This window comes from Mixta sp. BE291 (assembly GCF_031457955.1).
Classification (GTDB): Bacteria; Pseudomonadota; Gammaproteobacteria; order Enterobacterales; family Enterobacteriaceae; genus Mixta.
Map to the genome: position 1 here is coordinate 226,224 of NZ_JAVDXN010000002.1, position 15,029 is coordinate 241,252.

The 15,029-nt window shown below is 52.5% G+C and carries 18 protein-coding genes, 2 tRNA genes and 1 other RNA gene; 10 read left to right on the forward strand and 11 right to left on the reverse strand.

What is annotated here, in order from left to right; genetic code table 11:
• Positions 1 to 70 precede the first annotated feature (70 nt).
• The 3 genes from J2X14_RS06150 to J2X14_RS06160 all read right to left on the reverse strand — a co-directional run bounded on the left by J2X14_RS06150 (position 71) and on the right by J2X14_RS06160 (position 5,994).
• Entirely contained in the window at positions 71 to 3,760 is a 3,690-nt protein-coding gene (locus J2X14_RS06150; RefSeq protein WP_352410347.1) for a glycosyltransferase, read from the reverse strand.
• 187 nt (positions 3,761 to 3,947) lie between these two features.
• Positions 3,948 to 4,853 carry a flagellin N-terminal helical domain-containing protein gene (locus J2X14_RS06155; protein ID WP_352410348.1) on the reverse strand — a complete coding sequence of 302 codons (906 nt, stop codon included), beginning with the start codon at positions 4,851 to 4,853 and terminating at the stop codon, positions 3,948 to 3,950.
• A 205-nt stretch (positions 4,854 to 5,058) separates the two neighbouring features.
• Positions 5,059 to 5,994 carry a flagellin N-terminal helical domain-containing protein gene (locus J2X14_RS06160; protein ID WP_352410349.1) on the reverse strand — a complete coding sequence of 312 codons (936 nt, stop codon included), beginning with the start codon at positions 5,992 to 5,994 and terminating at the stop codon, positions 5,059 to 5,061.
• A 255-nt stretch (positions 5,995 to 6,249) separates the two neighbouring features.
• On the opposite strand from J2X14_RS06160, the gene fliD reads away from it, so the two are divergent.
• From fliD to fliT, 3 genes are read left to right on the forward strand one after another with little or no spacing between them, the layout of a single operon-like run.
• Positions 6,250 to 7,653, forward strand: a complete 1,404-nt coding sequence (fliD, locus tag J2X14_RS06165; RefSeq protein WP_352410350.1) for a flagellar filament capping protein FliD — start codon at positions 6,250 to 6,252, stop codon at positions 7,651 to 7,653.
• Between the two features lie 13 nt (positions 7,654 to 7,666).
• Complete coding sequence (gene fliS, locus J2X14_RS06170; RefSeq protein WP_352410351.1) at positions 7,667 to 8,074, forward strand: flagellar export chaperone FliS; 408 nt, start codon at positions 7,667 to 7,669, stop codon at positions 8,072 to 8,074.
• Positions 8,075 to 8,076: 2 nt separating this feature from the next.
• The gene (fliT, locus tag J2X14_RS06175; RefSeq protein ID WP_352410352.1) at positions 8,077 to 8,436 is read left to right on the forward strand and encodes a flagella biosynthesis regulatory protein FliT; all 360 of its coding nucleotides are present in this window, start codon (positions 8,077 to 8,079) and stop codon (positions 8,434 to 8,436) included.
• Positions 8,437 to 8,495: 59 nt separating this feature from the next.
• Here the strand turns inward: fliT and yedD are convergent, their stop codons facing one another.
• Positions 8,496 to 8,978: a lipoprotein YedD gene (gene yedD / locus J2X14_RS06180; RefSeq protein WP_352410353.1), complete on the reverse strand. Its 483-nt coding sequence runs from the start codon at positions 8,976 to 8,978 to the stop codon at positions 8,496 to 8,498.
• Between the two features lie 210 nt (positions 8,979 to 9,188).
• Between yedD and J2X14_RS06185 the strand changes: the two genes are divergently transcribed.
• A complete protein-coding gene (locus J2X14_RS06185; RefSeq protein ID WP_352410354.1) occupies positions 9,189 to 9,512 on the forward strand; it encodes a DUF6388 family protein in 324 nt (107 codons plus the stop codon).
• Between the two features lie 466 nt (positions 9,513 to 9,978).
• Complete coding sequence (locus J2X14_RS06190) at positions 9,979 to 10,218, forward strand: DinI-like family protein (RefSeq protein ID WP_352410355.1); 240 nt, start codon at positions 9,979 to 9,981, stop codon at positions 10,216 to 10,218.
• A 48-nt stretch (positions 10,219 to 10,266) separates the two neighbouring features.
• Here J2X14_RS06190 and J2X14_RS06195 read toward each other — a convergent pair whose 3' ends face one another.
• The 6 genes from J2X14_RS06195 to J2X14_RS06220 all read right to left on the reverse strand — a co-directional run bounded on the left by J2X14_RS06195 (position 10,267) and on the right by J2X14_RS06220 (position 13,411).
• Positions 10,267 to 10,416, reverse strand: coding sequence for a hypothetical protein (locus tag J2X14_RS06195; RefSeq protein WP_352410356.1), 150 nt, complete (start codon positions 10,414 to 10,416; stop codon positions 10,267 to 10,269).
• A 340-nt stretch (positions 10,417 to 10,756) separates the two neighbouring features.
• Positions 10,757 to 10,969, reverse strand: coding sequence for a transcription antiterminator/RNA stability regulator CspE (gene cspE, locus J2X14_RS06200; protein ID WP_085071379.1), 213 nt, complete (start codon positions 10,967 to 10,969; stop codon positions 10,757 to 10,759).
• Positions 10,970 to 11,348: 379 nt separating this feature from the next.
• Positions 11,349 to 11,501 carry a hypothetical protein gene (locus J2X14_RS06205; protein ID WP_352410357.1) on the reverse strand — a complete coding sequence of 51 codons (153 nt, stop codon included), beginning with the start codon at positions 11,499 to 11,501 and terminating at the stop codon, positions 11,349 to 11,351.
• A gap of 97 nt (positions 11,502 to 11,598) precedes the next feature.
• Entirely contained in the window at positions 11,599 to 11,940 is a 342-nt protein-coding gene (locus J2X14_RS06210) for an MliC family protein (RefSeq protein ID WP_352410358.1), read from the reverse strand.
• A gap of 212 nt (positions 11,941 to 12,152) precedes the next feature.
• Positions 12,153 to 12,479 (reverse strand): hypothetical protein, encoded by a 327-nt coding sequence (locus tag J2X14_RS06215; protein ID WP_352410359.1) that lies wholly within the window; start codon positions 12,477 to 12,479, stop codon positions 12,153 to 12,155.
• Positions 12,480 to 12,997: 518 nt separating this feature from the next.
• Positions 12,998 to 13,411: a GvpU-like protein gene (locus tag J2X14_RS06220; protein WP_352410360.1), complete on the reverse strand. Its 414-nt coding sequence runs from the start codon at positions 13,409 to 13,411 to the stop codon at positions 12,998 to 13,000.
• 191 nt (positions 13,412 to 13,602) lie between these two features.
• On the opposite strand from J2X14_RS06220, the gene J2X14_RS06225 reads away from it, so the two are divergent.
• From J2X14_RS06225 to J2X14_RS06245, 5 genes are all read left to right on the forward strand, one after another.
• On the forward strand, positions 13,603 to 13,761 hold the full coding sequence (locus J2X14_RS06225) for a hypothetical protein (RefSeq protein WP_352410361.1): 159 nt from the start codon (positions 13,603 to 13,605) through the stop codon (positions 13,759 to 13,761).
• 55 nt (positions 13,762 to 13,816) lie between these two features.
• Positions 13,817 to 13,892: transfer RNA gene (locus tag J2X14_RS06230), tRNA-Lys, on the forward strand.
• Positions 13,893 to 13,906: 14 nt separating this feature from the next.
• Positions 13,907 to 14,033, forward strand: a non-coding RNA gene (locus J2X14_RS06235) — RtT sRNA.
• Between the two features lies 1 nt (position 14,034).
• A tRNA-Gly gene (locus J2X14_RS06240) sits at positions 14,035 to 14,108 on the forward strand.
• A gap of 119 nt (positions 14,109 to 14,227) precedes the next feature.
• The gene (locus J2X14_RS06245) at positions 14,228 to 14,437 is read left to right on the forward strand and encodes a hypothetical protein (protein WP_352410362.1); all 210 of its coding nucleotides are present in this window, start codon (positions 14,228 to 14,230) and stop codon (positions 14,435 to 14,437) included.
• A 165-nt stretch (positions 14,438 to 14,602) separates the two neighbouring features.
• Here J2X14_RS06245 and fliE read toward each other — a convergent pair whose 3' ends face one another.
• Entirely contained in the window at positions 14,603 to 14,914 is a 312-nt protein-coding gene (gene fliE / locus J2X14_RS06250; RefSeq protein ID WP_352410363.1) for a flagellar hook-basal body complex protein FliE, read from the reverse strand.
• Positions 14,915 to 15,029: the final 115 nt, after the last annotated feature.

Below are 15,029 nucleotides of genomic sequence, written 5' to 3' on the forward strand. Positions count from 1 at the left end.
GCCGCCGCGATCTATCGCTGCGGCATAAAATGAGGGCGGCGGGTGACCATTGCAGGCCAGCCGCCGACGATTACGGCTGTGTCCAGGCGCGCTGCCAGTCGTCCAGACCGCTGCCGCGCAGATACCAGTGCTGATGGATCGCCGCACGCAGCGCATCGCCCTGACGGCGCGTGGCCGCCATATCGTTCAGATGCGCACGTATTGCCGCCATCCAGTCCTTAAAGCGGTTTTCAACCAGCGTAACCGGCAGGTCGCCACGGTAAGGTTCAATATTGGTGGCGATAATCGGCACGCCGCAGGTGCCGATCTCCAGCAGCCGCAGATTGCTTTTACATTCGTTAAACTGGTTTATTTCCAGCGGCACCAGCGCCAGATCCAGATTCAGGCTGGCCAGTTTCTCCGGGTACATTTCAAACGGTACGCCCGGATGGAATTCACACTGCACGCCGCGCGGCTTCATGCCCATAAACACCCATTCCACCTCACCTTCCAGCGCTTTGATGATCGGCAGCAAGATCTGCAAATCGCCCGCATGCGAGCTGCCGCCAGCCCAGCCGATACGCACTTTACGTCCCGTGCCGCGTTCGCTGAGCAGATGCGCCCATTGTCCTTCGGCCAGACGGTTCTGCGCGATGCGGATGTCATGATGAAAACGGCTGTAGGCATCGGCCAACGGCGCGGTAGAAACCACAATCCAGTCGGCGCTTTCCATGACCTTACGCAGGCTCTTTATCATCTTCTGTGGGAAGTGTTTACGGCTGTCGTTTTTCAGCGGCAGGTTTAGCAGATAGTCGTCATATTCCATCGCGATTTTGGCCTCGCAGACTTCGCGGTACTGCGCCATGATCGCCGGGAAACGGCTGCCGCTGAGCAGTTCCAGCAGAATCACATCCGGCTGCAACTGAGCGGCTTCCATTACGCCGGGAAGGCCGTGAATCAGACCGCCTTCCAGCAGCAAATTGCTTTCCAGCGCTTTAAACGGCTGCACCACGCGATGATGACCGCAGCCATGCCAGTTGATATGGTTCGCCAGCACCACCGGCAACGGGCGTCCCGGCAGCGGCGGCTGAAAGCGCGCCGTGCCCGACCCCACGGTAAAGGCTTTGCCGGTGCGTTGCATATGCGGGTGATAGCTCACATCATTCAGCAGCGCGCCCTGCCATTGCGTGCGCAGCGTGGCGTAGTCCGGTAACAGCGGCCGCGCCTGCACGTGAAATTTTTCCGGCAGCAGGCGGGTGGCGCCGCCCATATGCCTGACGCGCGCCCACGGCGTCCAGACGTTGAGATAACCCTGCTGCACCGCGCGCAGCCCTAAATCGACGTCGGCGAAATAGATCGGGTAGCGCTCTGCATCAAAGCCGCCGAGCGTGAAAAACACCTCTTTGCGCACCATCATGCAGGCGGCGCTGACCGCCGTCAGGTTGTGCGCAGTTTTCAGGTAGCCGTGGTAGCCTTTGCTGTCGCTGGCCGCACCTTCCCACGGGCTGTCCACGCCGTTGCCTGTTCCCAGCAGATAACCGCCGTGCTGCACGCGGCCATCCTGATATTCCAGGCGTCCGCCCACCAGCGCGATTTCTGGCCTGAGCGCCTGCTCCAGCAGCGCATCAAGCCATTCGCCATCAATGATGTGACAGTCGTTGTTTAAAAACAGCAGCAGCTCGCCGCGTGCCTGCTCAGCTGCGGCGTTGTTGATTGCCGCATAGTTAAACTGCGCGTCATAGCGCAGCACGCGGATCTGCTCGAGGCCCAGCGCCTGTAAGTCATTCAGGAATTGACATGCCTGCTCATCTTCTGACTGATTATCAACGATTAACACTTCATAGCGCTGATAGTGGGTTTTCTCCATCAGGCTTTCGATACAGGCTTTTAACAGGGCAACATGGTCACGCGTAGGAATAATAATTGACACCAGCGGCTGGCTTTCCCAGCGGTAGCGTACCCGTTGCGAGGCGGCGGTAAGTCCCGGCTCCAGCGCGGCAGTAATGCCCAGCCGCTGCAAGTGCGCAGCGACCATCTGCTGATATTCATTGCGCACGTCTGCGCGCTCGGCCCATTCCTGAGCCGCGCCGTCGCTTTTTACCAGGACTTCCGGCAGATGCCCCAGTGCGCTAACGCCCTGCTGTTCCACGGCGCGCCACAGCAGATCGAACAGGCCGAGATGCTGATAGTCAGGATTTAATGCGCCCAGCGCCTGCGCGGTCTCCCGGCTGAAGAGTAACGTCCGTCCGAGGTAAGGCGTGCTGCGCAGCAGATCGATATTAACATCAGGCCGCAGCACCACAGAGGGCTCGCTGATGCCGTCACCGTACATTTCATCCATATACCAGAACGGCGTGGCAGGCTGACGTAAACGGTGTTCGGCCAGCAACAGCAGCGCATCCGGCAGCAGTTCAACACCGGCCGGTAACACCAGTAAAGCGTGAGCGGCGGACTGATGAATTAACGCATTAAGCTCAAGCGGCCAGCCCTGCGCGCTGCGCGCAATCTCGCCTTCCGCCAGTGTTACATCCGCTACGCTAAAAATATCAATGCTGAACGGCGGCAGCGACTGCTGCATCACCGACGTGAGTGAGCGCTGGCAACGCGCGCTGTCGCCCTGCTCATCTACAATCACCACGCCAATGCTGCCGCTTTCCGGCAGTGACTGAACAAACGCCTGCAGCGCCTGACGACGCGTATCGCTGATCTGGCGATCCTGCAGCCAACGCTCCATCGAGTAGTTATTATCTGCCGAAGCCAGCACTGCCTGACTATGAAAGCGCAACGCATAACGTGATTTTTCATTTGCCGTCCAGGCTTTGGCGCGCAACGATGGCGTCAGCAGCGTCTCCAGCTGATGGCTTAAGCGCCATTTTTGCTGATGCGTCTGCTGCTGTTGCTGCGCCCACGCTGCCGCCGTGGCAAACCCCTGCGTCAGCAGTTCGCACCACTCGTCGGCATCGGGACAGGCGCGCACATTGATCGTCGTGAAGTGTTCGTCTTCCCAACGGGCAAGGTTGTCTGCACCCAGATAGCCTTCCACATAGCCACCCGCAGAAAGAAACAGCGGAATGCCCAGCGCCAGCGCTTTCGGCACGATTTCTTCGCTGCCGATCACCGCATCATATTTTTCCAGCCAGGCAGGCTGGATACGGCTTACCGGCTGGCTGCTGTCAAACCATTCCATCTGGATATCTGCCGCGCTGAGCCGTTGCAGCACTTCATACATCTCGGCGGAGAGTTCAGGCGCCACATACAGCACCCGCTTCAGCGTCTCTAAGCTGCGGGTGCGTTGATAATCGGAAAAAACGGGCGCGACGGTATAAGGCAGCTGCCGTAGATGCTGCGGCGCAACGCCGGTTGCCAGCAGGCGATCGCCCACCAGCGGCGACAGCGATAAGGTCAGCGAGGCGAGCTGGTTTTCCAGCATCACGCCATAGGGAATATAGATATCGTTATAATCGCTAAAGTGGCGGAAGATAACCGGCGCGCAGGCGGAGAGGTGATCGATCGCCTCCAGCAGTTTGCTGCTGAAGAAACCCTTATAGATCCAGATAAGCGCATAGCTGTCGGCCAGCGAACCTTGTTTATCGCTAATCAGACGAAAAGCGCCGGTTGCTGTTAATCGCATCAGTTCGCCGGTGAGATCTTTACCGGCGCTGTGCGTCACGATATCGATCTGCCATCCTTGCGGCAACAATGCATCGATAATGTCGAGTATTTCGTTGTTATGTAGGGAGTATTCGTCGAAACGATCGATGCTGATTAATAACCTGCTCATCTGCCATCCTCTTGATTAACGTCGGTCTCGCTGCGGGCACAGCTTCCCGGCGAGGGTCTATTGTCAAACAGACCGCAAGCAGATGAGGGGCAGATTAACCCCATTAAAAGCGCTTAGTTTTGCCGATTAGGCAAAAAAAAAACGCCCTCGTAATGAGGGCGTTCTGGAGAGCGTAACCGGTAAACGATTAACGCAGCAGGGACAGCATGGTCTGCGGAACCTGGTTGGCCTGAGCCAGTACGGAGCTGCCAGCCTGCTGCAGGATCTGCGAGCGAGACATGTTAGACACTTCCGTTGCGTAATCAGAGTCCTGAATACGGCTGCGTGCAGCAGACAGGTTGTTTACGGTGTTGTTCAGGTTAGTGATGGTAGACTCGAAACGGTTCTGAGACGCACCCAGCAGGCTGCGCTGGTTGTCTACAGATTTGATTGCCGCATCGATATCTGCCAGCGGGCTGCCGTCAGTCGCACCGCCAGAAGAAACGGTACCTTTCAGTACGTCGAAGCCTTCGGCTTTGGTAGAACGTGCGTTGCCGTTTACCGTCTGACCGCTGGTCGCCGCTGACGCGCCAGAGGCATTGTACAGGTTGTAGTTGTTGCTCGCGCTCAGGCTGATAGAGATGGTTTCGCCATCTTTAGAGCCAACCTGGAAGCTGTAATCTTTCTGCGCAGAACCGGTGTCCAGCACTTTGATGCCGTTGAAGTCAGTCTGTTTGGTTACGCGGTCAATCTCTTCCATACGCTGGTTAACTTCAGCCTGGATGGAGTCGATGTCAGAAGCAGAGTTAGAGCTGTTCTGCGCCTGAACGGTCAGGTCACGTACGCGCTGCAGGTTGTTGTTGATCTCGCTCAGCGCGCCTTCAGCGGTCTGCGCCAGAGAGATACCGTCGTTGGCGTTACGTGCTGCTACGCCAAGGCCGTTGATGTTAGAGGTGAAGCGGTTAGCGATTGCCTGACCAGCTGCGTCATCTTTTGCACTGTTGATCCGCAGGCCAGAAGACAGGCGCTCGATCGCGGTGCCCAGAGAAGACTGAGATTTGCTCAGGTTGTTCTGAGTGGTCAGCGACAGAGTGTTAGTATTAATAACTGCCATGATAAGTATCCTTCAAGTAAAATTAGGGTTCGGCATTTGGCCTGCGGCTTCATCACCGTCATAAATGTTATCGACAACGTTAAGCAGGACTTTAGATTTTTTTTGCCACTTCGCTAAATTAATTAATCTTGTTAAAGCCGCAAAAAAGCGCTAAAAAAAACGCCCTCGCAAGGAGGGCGTTCTGAAGAGCGTAACCGGTAAACGATTAACGCAGCAGGGACAGCATGGTCTGCGGAACCTGGTTGGCCTGAGCCAGTACGGAGCTGCCAGCCTGCTGCAGGATCTGCGAGCGAGACATGTTGGACACTTCCGTTGCGTAATCAGAATCCTGAATACGGCTGCGTGCAGCAGACAGGTTGTTTACGGTGTTGTTCAGGTTAGTGATGGTGGACTCGAAACGGTTCTGAGACGCACCCAGCAGGCTGCGCTGGTTGTCGACAGATTTGATCGCCGCATCGATGTCTGCCAGAGGCGTAGAGCCTGAAGCCGCACCGCCTGAGCCGCCGGTCACTTTACCTTTCAGTACGTCAAAGCCTTCAGCTTTGGTAGTACGCGCGTTGCCGTTAACGGTATCACCAGAAGTCATGGTTTTGGTGTTTAACGCAGTACCGGTACCCATACCCGCTGCAGCCAGGTTATAGCTGTCGCTGGAGCTGATGCTGATAGAGATGGTTTCAGCATCTTTAGAACCAACCTGGAAGCTGTAATCTTTTGAAGACGCGCCCGTGTCCAGTACTTTAATGCCGTTGAAGTCAGTCTGCTTGGTTACGCGGTTGATCTCTTCCATACGCTGGTTAACTTCAGCCTGAATGGAGTCGATGTCAGAAGCAGAGTTAGAGCTGTTCTGCGCCTGCACGGTCAGGTCACGTACGCGCTGCAGGTTGTTGTTGATCTCGCTCAGCGCGCCTTCAGCGGTCTGCGCCAGAGAGATACCGTCGTTGGCGTTACGTGCTGCTACGCCAAGACCGTTGATGTTAGAGGTGAAGCGGTTAGCGATCGCCTGACCTGCTGCGTCATCTTTTGCACTGTTGATACGCAGACCAGAAGACAGACGCTCAATCGCGGTGCCCAGAGAAGACTGAGATTTGCTCAGGTTGTTCTGAGTGGTCAGCGACAGGGTGTTAGTATTAATAACTGCCATGATGGTTTTCCTTTAAAAAAATTGGTTCAGATTCAGGCATCTGTTATGCGGCTTCATCACCGTCAACCTCATTATCGTCACCCCTAAACCAACCTTTAGAACTTTTTACGAAAATCAGAAGAAAAGTTAAAAGCCGGAACTGCAATAAAGAAGGGCTTTTTATCTGCCCATTGTTTTTTTCCTTTCAGGCTAATCTTTTCTCTGCTGCTGCCGATACCCTCACCCAGTGATAGTCAATCAATTAAGGATTACAACATGGCAACTGTTAGCTCTCTCGGTGCGGGAACCAACCTCGATCTGCAATCGTTGTATGACAGCCTGGAGACATCAGAAAAAACACGCCTGACGCCGATTACCACGCAGCAGAGCTCCTATAAGGCGAAGCTGACCGCCTGGGGCATCGTCCAGACGTCGCTGTCAAAACTGCAGACCGCTGCCGATAAGCTGAAGGATACCTCCAGCATTGCAGCGACCAAGGTGACCAGCACCAATACCGCTTTTAGCGCCACGCTGGCGAACAGCGCGGCGGCAGGCAACTATTCAGTGGAAGTGAGCGCGCTGGCTAAAGCGCAGTCGCTGCTTTCTAAATCCGTGACCAGTAAAGATACCGATCTGGGCGACAGCGCGCTGGCTTCGCGCACCATTACCATTGCGCAAAGCGGCCAGAAAACGCCGATGACCGTGACGCTGGCGCAGGACAAAACCAGCCTGGCGGATATTCGCGACGCGATTAACCAGCAGCAGGGCAGCGTCAGCGCCAGCATTATTAAATCAGATGACAATACCTATTATCTGTCGCTGACGGCGCGCGATAGCGGCACCGCTAATGAAATGACGGTAACCACCGACGACAGCACGCTGGCGCAATACATTAGCTACGACAAATCATCGTCATCCAACGCGATGAGCGAACAGGTTGCCGCCGCCGATGCCAAACTCTCCATTAACGGTGTGGCGATTACGCGTAGCAGTAATACCGTTACCGATGCGCCGGAAGGGGTCACGTTGACGCTGACGAAAACCAACGTCGGCAGCCCGGAAACCCTGACGGTACAAAAAGATAACCAGCCGATGGTTGATGCGGTGCAGGCTTATGTTGATGCCTATAACTCGCTGCAAACCACCATTGGCAATCAGACGAAATATACTGCCGTCGATCAGGGCAGCACCAGCCAGAACTCCGGTAACGGCGACCTGCTGGGTGACGGCACGCTGCGTAATATCCAAACCAGCCTGCGCTCAGCCCTTTCCACTTCGCAGGCCGGTGGCGATTTCACGCTGCTGTCGCAGATTGGCGTGACGCAGGATCTTAAAGGCAAGCTGACGGTTGACAGCGACAAGCTGAACAAGGCGCTGAATGAGAAATCAGCCAGCGTAGTGAACTTCCTGTCAGGTGACGGTAAAACCACCGGTTTCGCTACGCACGCCAGTAATCTGCTTAAAACCATGCTCTCTTCTGACGGCACGGTGCAGAAAGCAGAAGATGGGATTAATACCTCGCTGAAGCGTCTCTCCGATCAGTATGACCGGGTCAGTACGCAGATTGAAGCGACCATGGCGCGCTATAAAAAGCAATTTACCAGTTTAAGTACTTTAGTTTCATCGATGACGCAGACCGGGAACTACCTGAACCAGCAGTTCAATGCGATGAATAGCTAATCAGAGGAATAACATGTACGCAAAATCGGGAATCCAGGCCTACGCCCAGGTTGGCGTTGAAAGCGCCGTGATGAGCGCCACGCCGCATCAGCTGGTGGTATTGCTGTTTGATGGCGCATTGAGCGCCATGAAAAAAGCGGTGATTTTGATGGACCAGGGCGATATTCCCGGCAAAGGTCAGGCGCTCTCTAAAGCCATCAATATCATCACCAACGGTTTGCGCGCTGGCCTGAACCATGAGGCTGGCGGCGACATTGCCGCGAATCTTGACGGCCTGTATGACTACATGACCCGTCGTCTGCTGCACGCTAACCTGCACAATGATGTAGAGGCGATTGCCGAAGTGGAAAGATTGTTGACCAATATTGCCGATGCCTGGAAAGAGATCGGCCCGAACGCGCCTGCGGCGCAGGGCTTCTGATAATGTCAGCTAACCTTGATTTGCTTCGCCGTTATCAGCAACTGCTGATGCTCAGTAATACCATGTTGACGCTGGCGAAACAGAGTCAATGGGATCAGCTGATCGGCCATGAAGTGGGATATGTTCAGGCGGTAGAAAGCGTGACGCAGGCGGTGGCGACCACGGCCCTGCCCGCCGCGCTGCAAACGCAAATTCGCCCGCTGCTTACCCAGCTGCTGGAGAATGAAACCCTGATTAAAACCTTGCTGGCCAACCGTATGGAAGAGCTACGCGCGTTGGTTGATCAGGGCAATCAGCAAAAGAATGTCACCTCCGCCTATGGGCGTTTCTCTGGCAACGTGCTTTATCCGACCGATAGCTAACACGGCATCAGGTTATTAAGCGCGAAAAGATGACACGCCCCCGCGTGTCATCGCCTTTTTTACTGCGGCTGTTCTTGCGTTGTCGGTGTGGCAAAAACGGCGCGCATGTTTTGCGGCTGAATGTTTTGAATCACGGCGGCATTCGGCTGCAGCGCCACCTGCTCCAGCGCCTGCTGGCACTCCAGCGTCGGCTTCTCTACTCTCTTCAGCGTGAGTTTGTCATAGTGCAGCTCGCCCTCGTCCAACTCCAGCGGCATCACGCGCAGCTGTTTATTGACGTTAACGTACTTCCCATTCAGCAGCGTCAGCTTGCCCGGCTTGGCAATAACCCGCTGCCACTGGCGGCAATCCAGCGTATCGCCTTCGGCGGTAATAATCAGGCTGCCCATCGCCCGATCGCTAATCAGCCCGCGCTGCGGCCCGGTAGTTTGCCAGTAACCTTGCAGATTGGCCGGAGCAGGCGTTTTCACCGCCTGCTGATATTGATTAATCTGCGCACAGCCCGTTAGCGCCAGCGCGCCTAACAGCATCCACTTTTTCATTCTGGCTCCCTTACCTTCATTTGATGGCGGCTACGTTATAATTTTTCCCCCTGCCAGCGCAAGAAACTTGCGCACCAGAAGCGGAATGCCCACACGCTGGTTCTGGGGAAACCTGCGCCGCATAACTTTGCGGCGGTTAAACGGCGAGCCCCTGACAGCCGCCTCGCGTCAGGTTACACTTAACGCTGTCTTTATTTACAGGTTACGCCCATGAAAACGCCTCAAGAGTATTACGCGATCGCCCGTTCGATGTTTTTATCGGCCCATCCTGACTTTCAGGCCGCCCTTGATGGCCTGACGCAGGAAGAGGCGGACAGTTTTAATATGCCGTTAACCCAATATCGCAGTTTACAGGCGGACCGCCTCTACGCCTCGTTTTTACGCGCAAAAAATCAGGATGCGATTCTGTTTTCCATTCAGCTGGCGGAACCCAATAAAGAAGTGGCGATGCAGGCGATCGAAGCCTATTTGCATGAACATGCCGCTGCGCTGGGGATGACATGGGAAGAATTTTGTCAGAAGAACGATCTTTAAACGCCCTTTTCCGTTTTAATTAAAAATTCAGGCAGTTACTGCTCCAACCAGTTGTCTTGAGCACCGATAAAGTTGTACAACGAGTTCACTTTTGTATAACTTAGTGGGTGTGACAACAGTCGCGAACAACCTTGAACGAATAGTGCTTTGCACTGCCTCTGGAAGTGTCACTGGATTTCCACCTCCAGAGGTCATTTTATCTGGCGCCCCGCCGTCTCTTCACCAGTAGTTACCCTTAAGCTGCTTAATCGGCGTTAACGCTACCTCATACCCTATCGGGCGCTAACCCTCCCGCTTATTTACGCTGAGATGCGCATGTCTGACGCTAAGCGGTCTACGCCACAGCGCCAGGCCACAGAATAATCGGTTGATAACGTAAAAATGCTAAAAGGCAGTTGATACTGTTTGCATATCCAGTATGATAACTGGCGCTTCGAGCGGTGCGGAATCAAGAGGATTGCTACCCATGTTTGTTGAACTGATTTATGACAAGCGCAATGTTGCCGGGCTGCCTGGCGCGCACGAACTTATTCTGGAAGAGCTGGAAAAGCGTATCCATCGCACCTTTCCGGATGCAGAGGTGAAAGCCAAAGCCATGCAGCGTAACGCCATTGAAAGCGACGCCAGCAAAAGCGATAAATCGATTATTATCCGCATCGTTGAAGAGATGTTTGATGAAGCGGATATGTGGCTGGTAGCGGAATAACGCCGTTGTCGGATAAAGAAACCGCCCTGTAGGGCGGTTTTTTTTGGGCTAAATCACCGTGCTGGGATCCTGACCTTCTTCATCATCATCATCTTCCAGCGGATCGGCATCGTCATCGTCGTCAGCGATTTCGTCCGGCGTTTGCGGTACGGGCTCATCATCTTCTAACGGATCATTTACATCAGGACGCTCTGACATGTTAACCTCCAGTAGCCCGACAGGGGCTTTATAAGTGTAGGCACTGGTCGCGCATAGCCAGACAACTATTTTTTCACTTGTTGGCGTGGTCACAGTTACGCGTTGCGCCTGATCTTATCGTCTCTGTATTGCCCACCTGGTGCTGACTGCGGTTTCAGGCATAAAAAAAGGCCCACCGAAGTGAGCCTTTTTTATGCCAAAAGCGCGCTGAAATCTCAGGGGCTTCTGGAAGGTTGCTGCGGTCAACAGACCGCAGCCATAGCCTTTATCATGATGCCTGCGCGGCCTCAGGTAATCACCTTCAGCGCTATCCGCAGAGCCTGATACAGGCTAAAACGCCTTACAGTGCAACAACGTTAGTTGCTGACGGACCTTTAGCACCGTTCTCGATAGAGAACTCTACTTTCTGGCCTTCATCAAGGGTTTTGAAATCGTTGCTCTGGATTGCAGAGAAATGTACGAATACATCTTTGCTGCCGTCTTCCGGAGAAATGAAGCCGAAACCTTTCTCAGCGTTAAACCATTTTACTAAACCAGTCATTTTGTTAGACATAGTAACTTCCTTCTTAATGGGTGAGCCAGCTAGCGTGGCATACAAGGTCTGTATTGCAGAGAATACTTACTGGGCACTTAGGAAGAGGCTCAAGAAGAAGGTATCTAAGATAACGCTTTAAATGAGGACTGCTTTACTAAAACTGCTTTCATAAGGTCTGACTTCCAAACCGATGCGCCATTTACTCATGGAACCTAATTGAGCGCAAGCGTTATTTTAAATAATTTGCACAGCGCAAGAAATAGAAAAGCGCAGCGGCATTTCAGACGGAATCGCTGCTACGTAAAGAAACGTACAGAAAAATAAAGTTTATGTGTGCCAGCTGGGTAATAAGGGCTGTGAAACCCGCAAATAAAAATAGTTATTGCTTAACCAGGTTTCAATCCCGCTTAGCTTTAATACTGAACCAGGTTGACGCGCCTGCCAGAATTAACAGCATCACCCCATAAGCCAAACCGCCCGCCATAAAACGCAGAATAGCGCCAGCCAAAAACGCAACGGCCAGAATGGCGAAAACCAGACGTTTGTTCATTTCTTTTCCTCCTGCTCGCTTATCAGTTAAAGATTAGCAGAGCTTCTGCGGGCGCCAATAAAAAAGCCCGCAGGAAAGGTCTGATCTATGAAAATGGCTATTTATTTATCGCCTGGCATGTGGTGCTGCTATTATTCATTAGATCGCTGAATATACCGCTCTGGCCTTTGCTCCACCATTGCCAGATATTTCCGTTATATTTTGCGCCGCTGCCTGAAATCACATTGGCCATGACAACCTCAGGCTCGCCGCCTTTTTTCACGACCGCCAGCGCATTTGGCTGTTTGTTGTAGTAAGTCACCGCCAGCCGCTGACCATCATCGCACTGGTAAGTGGTTTGCGACACCTCCGTGACGCCTGCGCCGGGCAGCGAAAAAGTGGCGCTGCACCCGGTTAACAGGCAGGCGCACACAGCCAGTGCCGTTTGATTTTTATACATATATCCTCCTTAAGCTAAAGCTGTTGTTGGTAAAACGCCCCTGTTCTCACAGAGTGATAACGGGATGCCGCTCATGATGACCCATTGCCCAATATTAACGCTAATTTAGTGAAGGCTGGCTAAAAAAGGCGTTTTCGCAGCGCTGATATTGCCCGGCGCGGCGGAAACGCCCATTGAAAATGAGACGATGCTATTCACAGCACTAAAGCAGGTTAAGGCTGTACTTTCCCCTGCTCGCCTTTTAGCGCCTCATCCGCATAGCTATGTATGGTGGCAATCGCCATTGCCAGGGTTTTCGCTTTTGATGGCGATTTACTAATCAAATTTATTTTGCGCGCCTGAGCCGCAATGGTTTTTTTTAGGCTTTCGTTTTCCAGCCGTAGCTTCGCGCCATCATGGGTCAAAAGCTGCTCGCAATAGCGCATTAAGGATGAAAAATCATTGGCATTGAGCGTGATCGTTTCAGGCGTTCTTTTTTCAATCCAGTTGAGCAATGACCTGATACGCTCTGGCGACCAATCTGAAATAAATTTGTTCATAAAAAATCCTGGCATAAGCTGTGCAAATAAAAATAGTAATAAGAATGAAATTGCTTGTTATTAAGAGGCTATTATTAGCCATTATGCTCTGTTGAGAAAATGATCGAAATCAATAATAAAAAGGCACGTTTATTCGCTATTCCTGTATTTGACCGGGTGTTTACTAAAATAAGATTTTCCCTGGTCTCACGCTGAACAGGTAAACGATGTAAATGCAACCAATAAGCTGAGGCGAAATTGCTCATTATTCCAGCCGCTGAAAAGCGAACATCGAGGCGCATTTTTTTAATAAAAGGAAAGTACCTGGCGTTATTATCCAGCTTTACTAAACACTTCATATATTAATAAAAATAACTTGCCAGCTTGTAATCCGGCCAATAAATACAATCCGTTTCATCTTATTATTACTATTATTGTTTAGCGTTCTTCATGATCCTTTTTACTCTGCCCAATGATGCACTGCTTAACCTTGCCAGAAAAAAACCGCCCGTAGGCGGTTTGGCAGAAAGAAGAGTAAATTAAGAGACGTTGCCCACAATATGACCATCGATCTCTTCAATTTTTAGCCGTAACAGGGCGTTTTGCATCTCATCAAACTCCCCGCTGGCCGCTTTAACAGTCAGATCTTTCATATGGATAAAGTTTGCGGGTACCGCCTCGCCTTCCGAGACCGGCGTGTACACGTCATCAGCGACCCGCGCAAAATGCTCCGCTAAGTTTTCACCGATATCGCCAACCTGCGCTAAGTTTTCCGCCAGGGTGGAATAGTACTCTTTACCCGAAATCATTAAGCCGCTGACGACGGTGCCTTTCAGAAACAGGGTAATCCCAAACGATCCGCCAACCGCATTCACTATATTGGTGAGATAAACCAAATCCATATCACGCATCTTGCTTGCAACAACGTTTTTAACTTCTCTGTCTTCAGACATCACATCCCCCTTGCCATGATAAAGGCGATACAGTTCCGATAAGAATAATTTTAGCTTAGTAGAATCTGCACCAGGCGTCTGCTATTGTTGCACTCGCTGCGGATGGATAACCTGGGATGCGCCACGGATAAGCGGCAGCGCTGGTGTTTAGCGACTAAACGTTAATTTAACGATTCTGACAGGAGTTATGAATGTCGACATTTTCGATCATTGCCATCCCTTTTACCGTCACCGCAGTGGTTATGTTTCTGCTGGCCGCCCGCCAAAAACATAAAGCTTTTTTAATTACGGGCTATGTGATGATGGTTTCCGCTGTGGTTAACTTCGTGATAGGAATAAGTTTGCATTGATTTGATATGGCTCAATGCAGGCGTTATCTGTGCTGTGACAGAATGCGTGCCGCTTGGGTCGTTAGCTCAGTTGGTAGAGCAGTTGACTCTTAATCAATTGGTCGCAGGTTCGAACCCTGCACGACCCACCAGGCGTTAAAGCAGTATCCGATGTGAAATCGGCAGGAAGCGAACCTGCAGCAGGTTCGAGTCGAGCGTAAGCGAGACAACGTTGCCAGCGGCAACGGCCCGAAGGGCGAGGCGTAAGCCGAGTCATCCTGCACGACCCACCAGGCGGCCATCGTATAATGGCATTACCTCAGCTTCCCAAGCTGATGACGCGGGTTCGATTCCCGCTGGCCGCTCCACGCTTCCTCTATCCCGCACAAGATGTTCCGCAGTCGGCAGATTTTGGTAAATACTTCAAAGCAGGATAACAACGCCACAGGCCGATCGCGGCGATGCGGTTTATCAAAAGAGGACAAGCATGAAGAAGACAATTTACCTGCCCCAGTTTGATAAAAAAGCGGAGGCGGAAATTTTTGGCAGTAAGATCACCGTTCGCTACGAAGGTAACGAAAGCTTCCCACGTAGCCTTAAAGTGAAAGACCAGTTTTACGTGGTGATTGATGAGCAGGAAAAGGTGATGATACTGACGCGCAAAGCGATTGGCTCATGGCACTTCTCATTGCTGTAGCCAGCAACTAACCAGACCAGGCCTCGCTTCGGCGGGGTTTTTTATTGTCTGAACATCAATGCGTCAGCGGCGCCAACGCTCTGATGCTGCCCGCGTGGCGTATCCTGAGGCGGCCATCACCCAGCAGGAATACGCCAACACCGAGAGTTACTCAGGTTTACGGGACTACACCTGCATATTCATGATTTCCTGATAAGCCGCGACCAGCTTATTTCGCACCTGAATACCCATCTGCATGGAAACTGATGATTTCTGCAGATCGATCATCACGTCATTCAACGCAATGCCCGGTTTGCCCATGGTGAAGTCCTGCGCCTGCGCGCGTGCATGCGTCTGCGTTTCACTGATCTTATCCAGCGCCGCTTTCATCTGTGCGGAAAAATCCGCGTGCGCCACGTTGTCAGTGTTTCTGTTACTCGCCTGCAGCGAACCAAGCTGCAACTGCTGAATAACGCTCTCTATCCCCTGGATTGCCATGTTAACCCTCGTTGTTATTGGCGGTTCGTTTAGTTTACGCAAACAAACTTAACACAAAGTCAATAGGACAAAGGGCGTAAATGACAGCAAAACACGTGGCTTTTTGACCCATCGA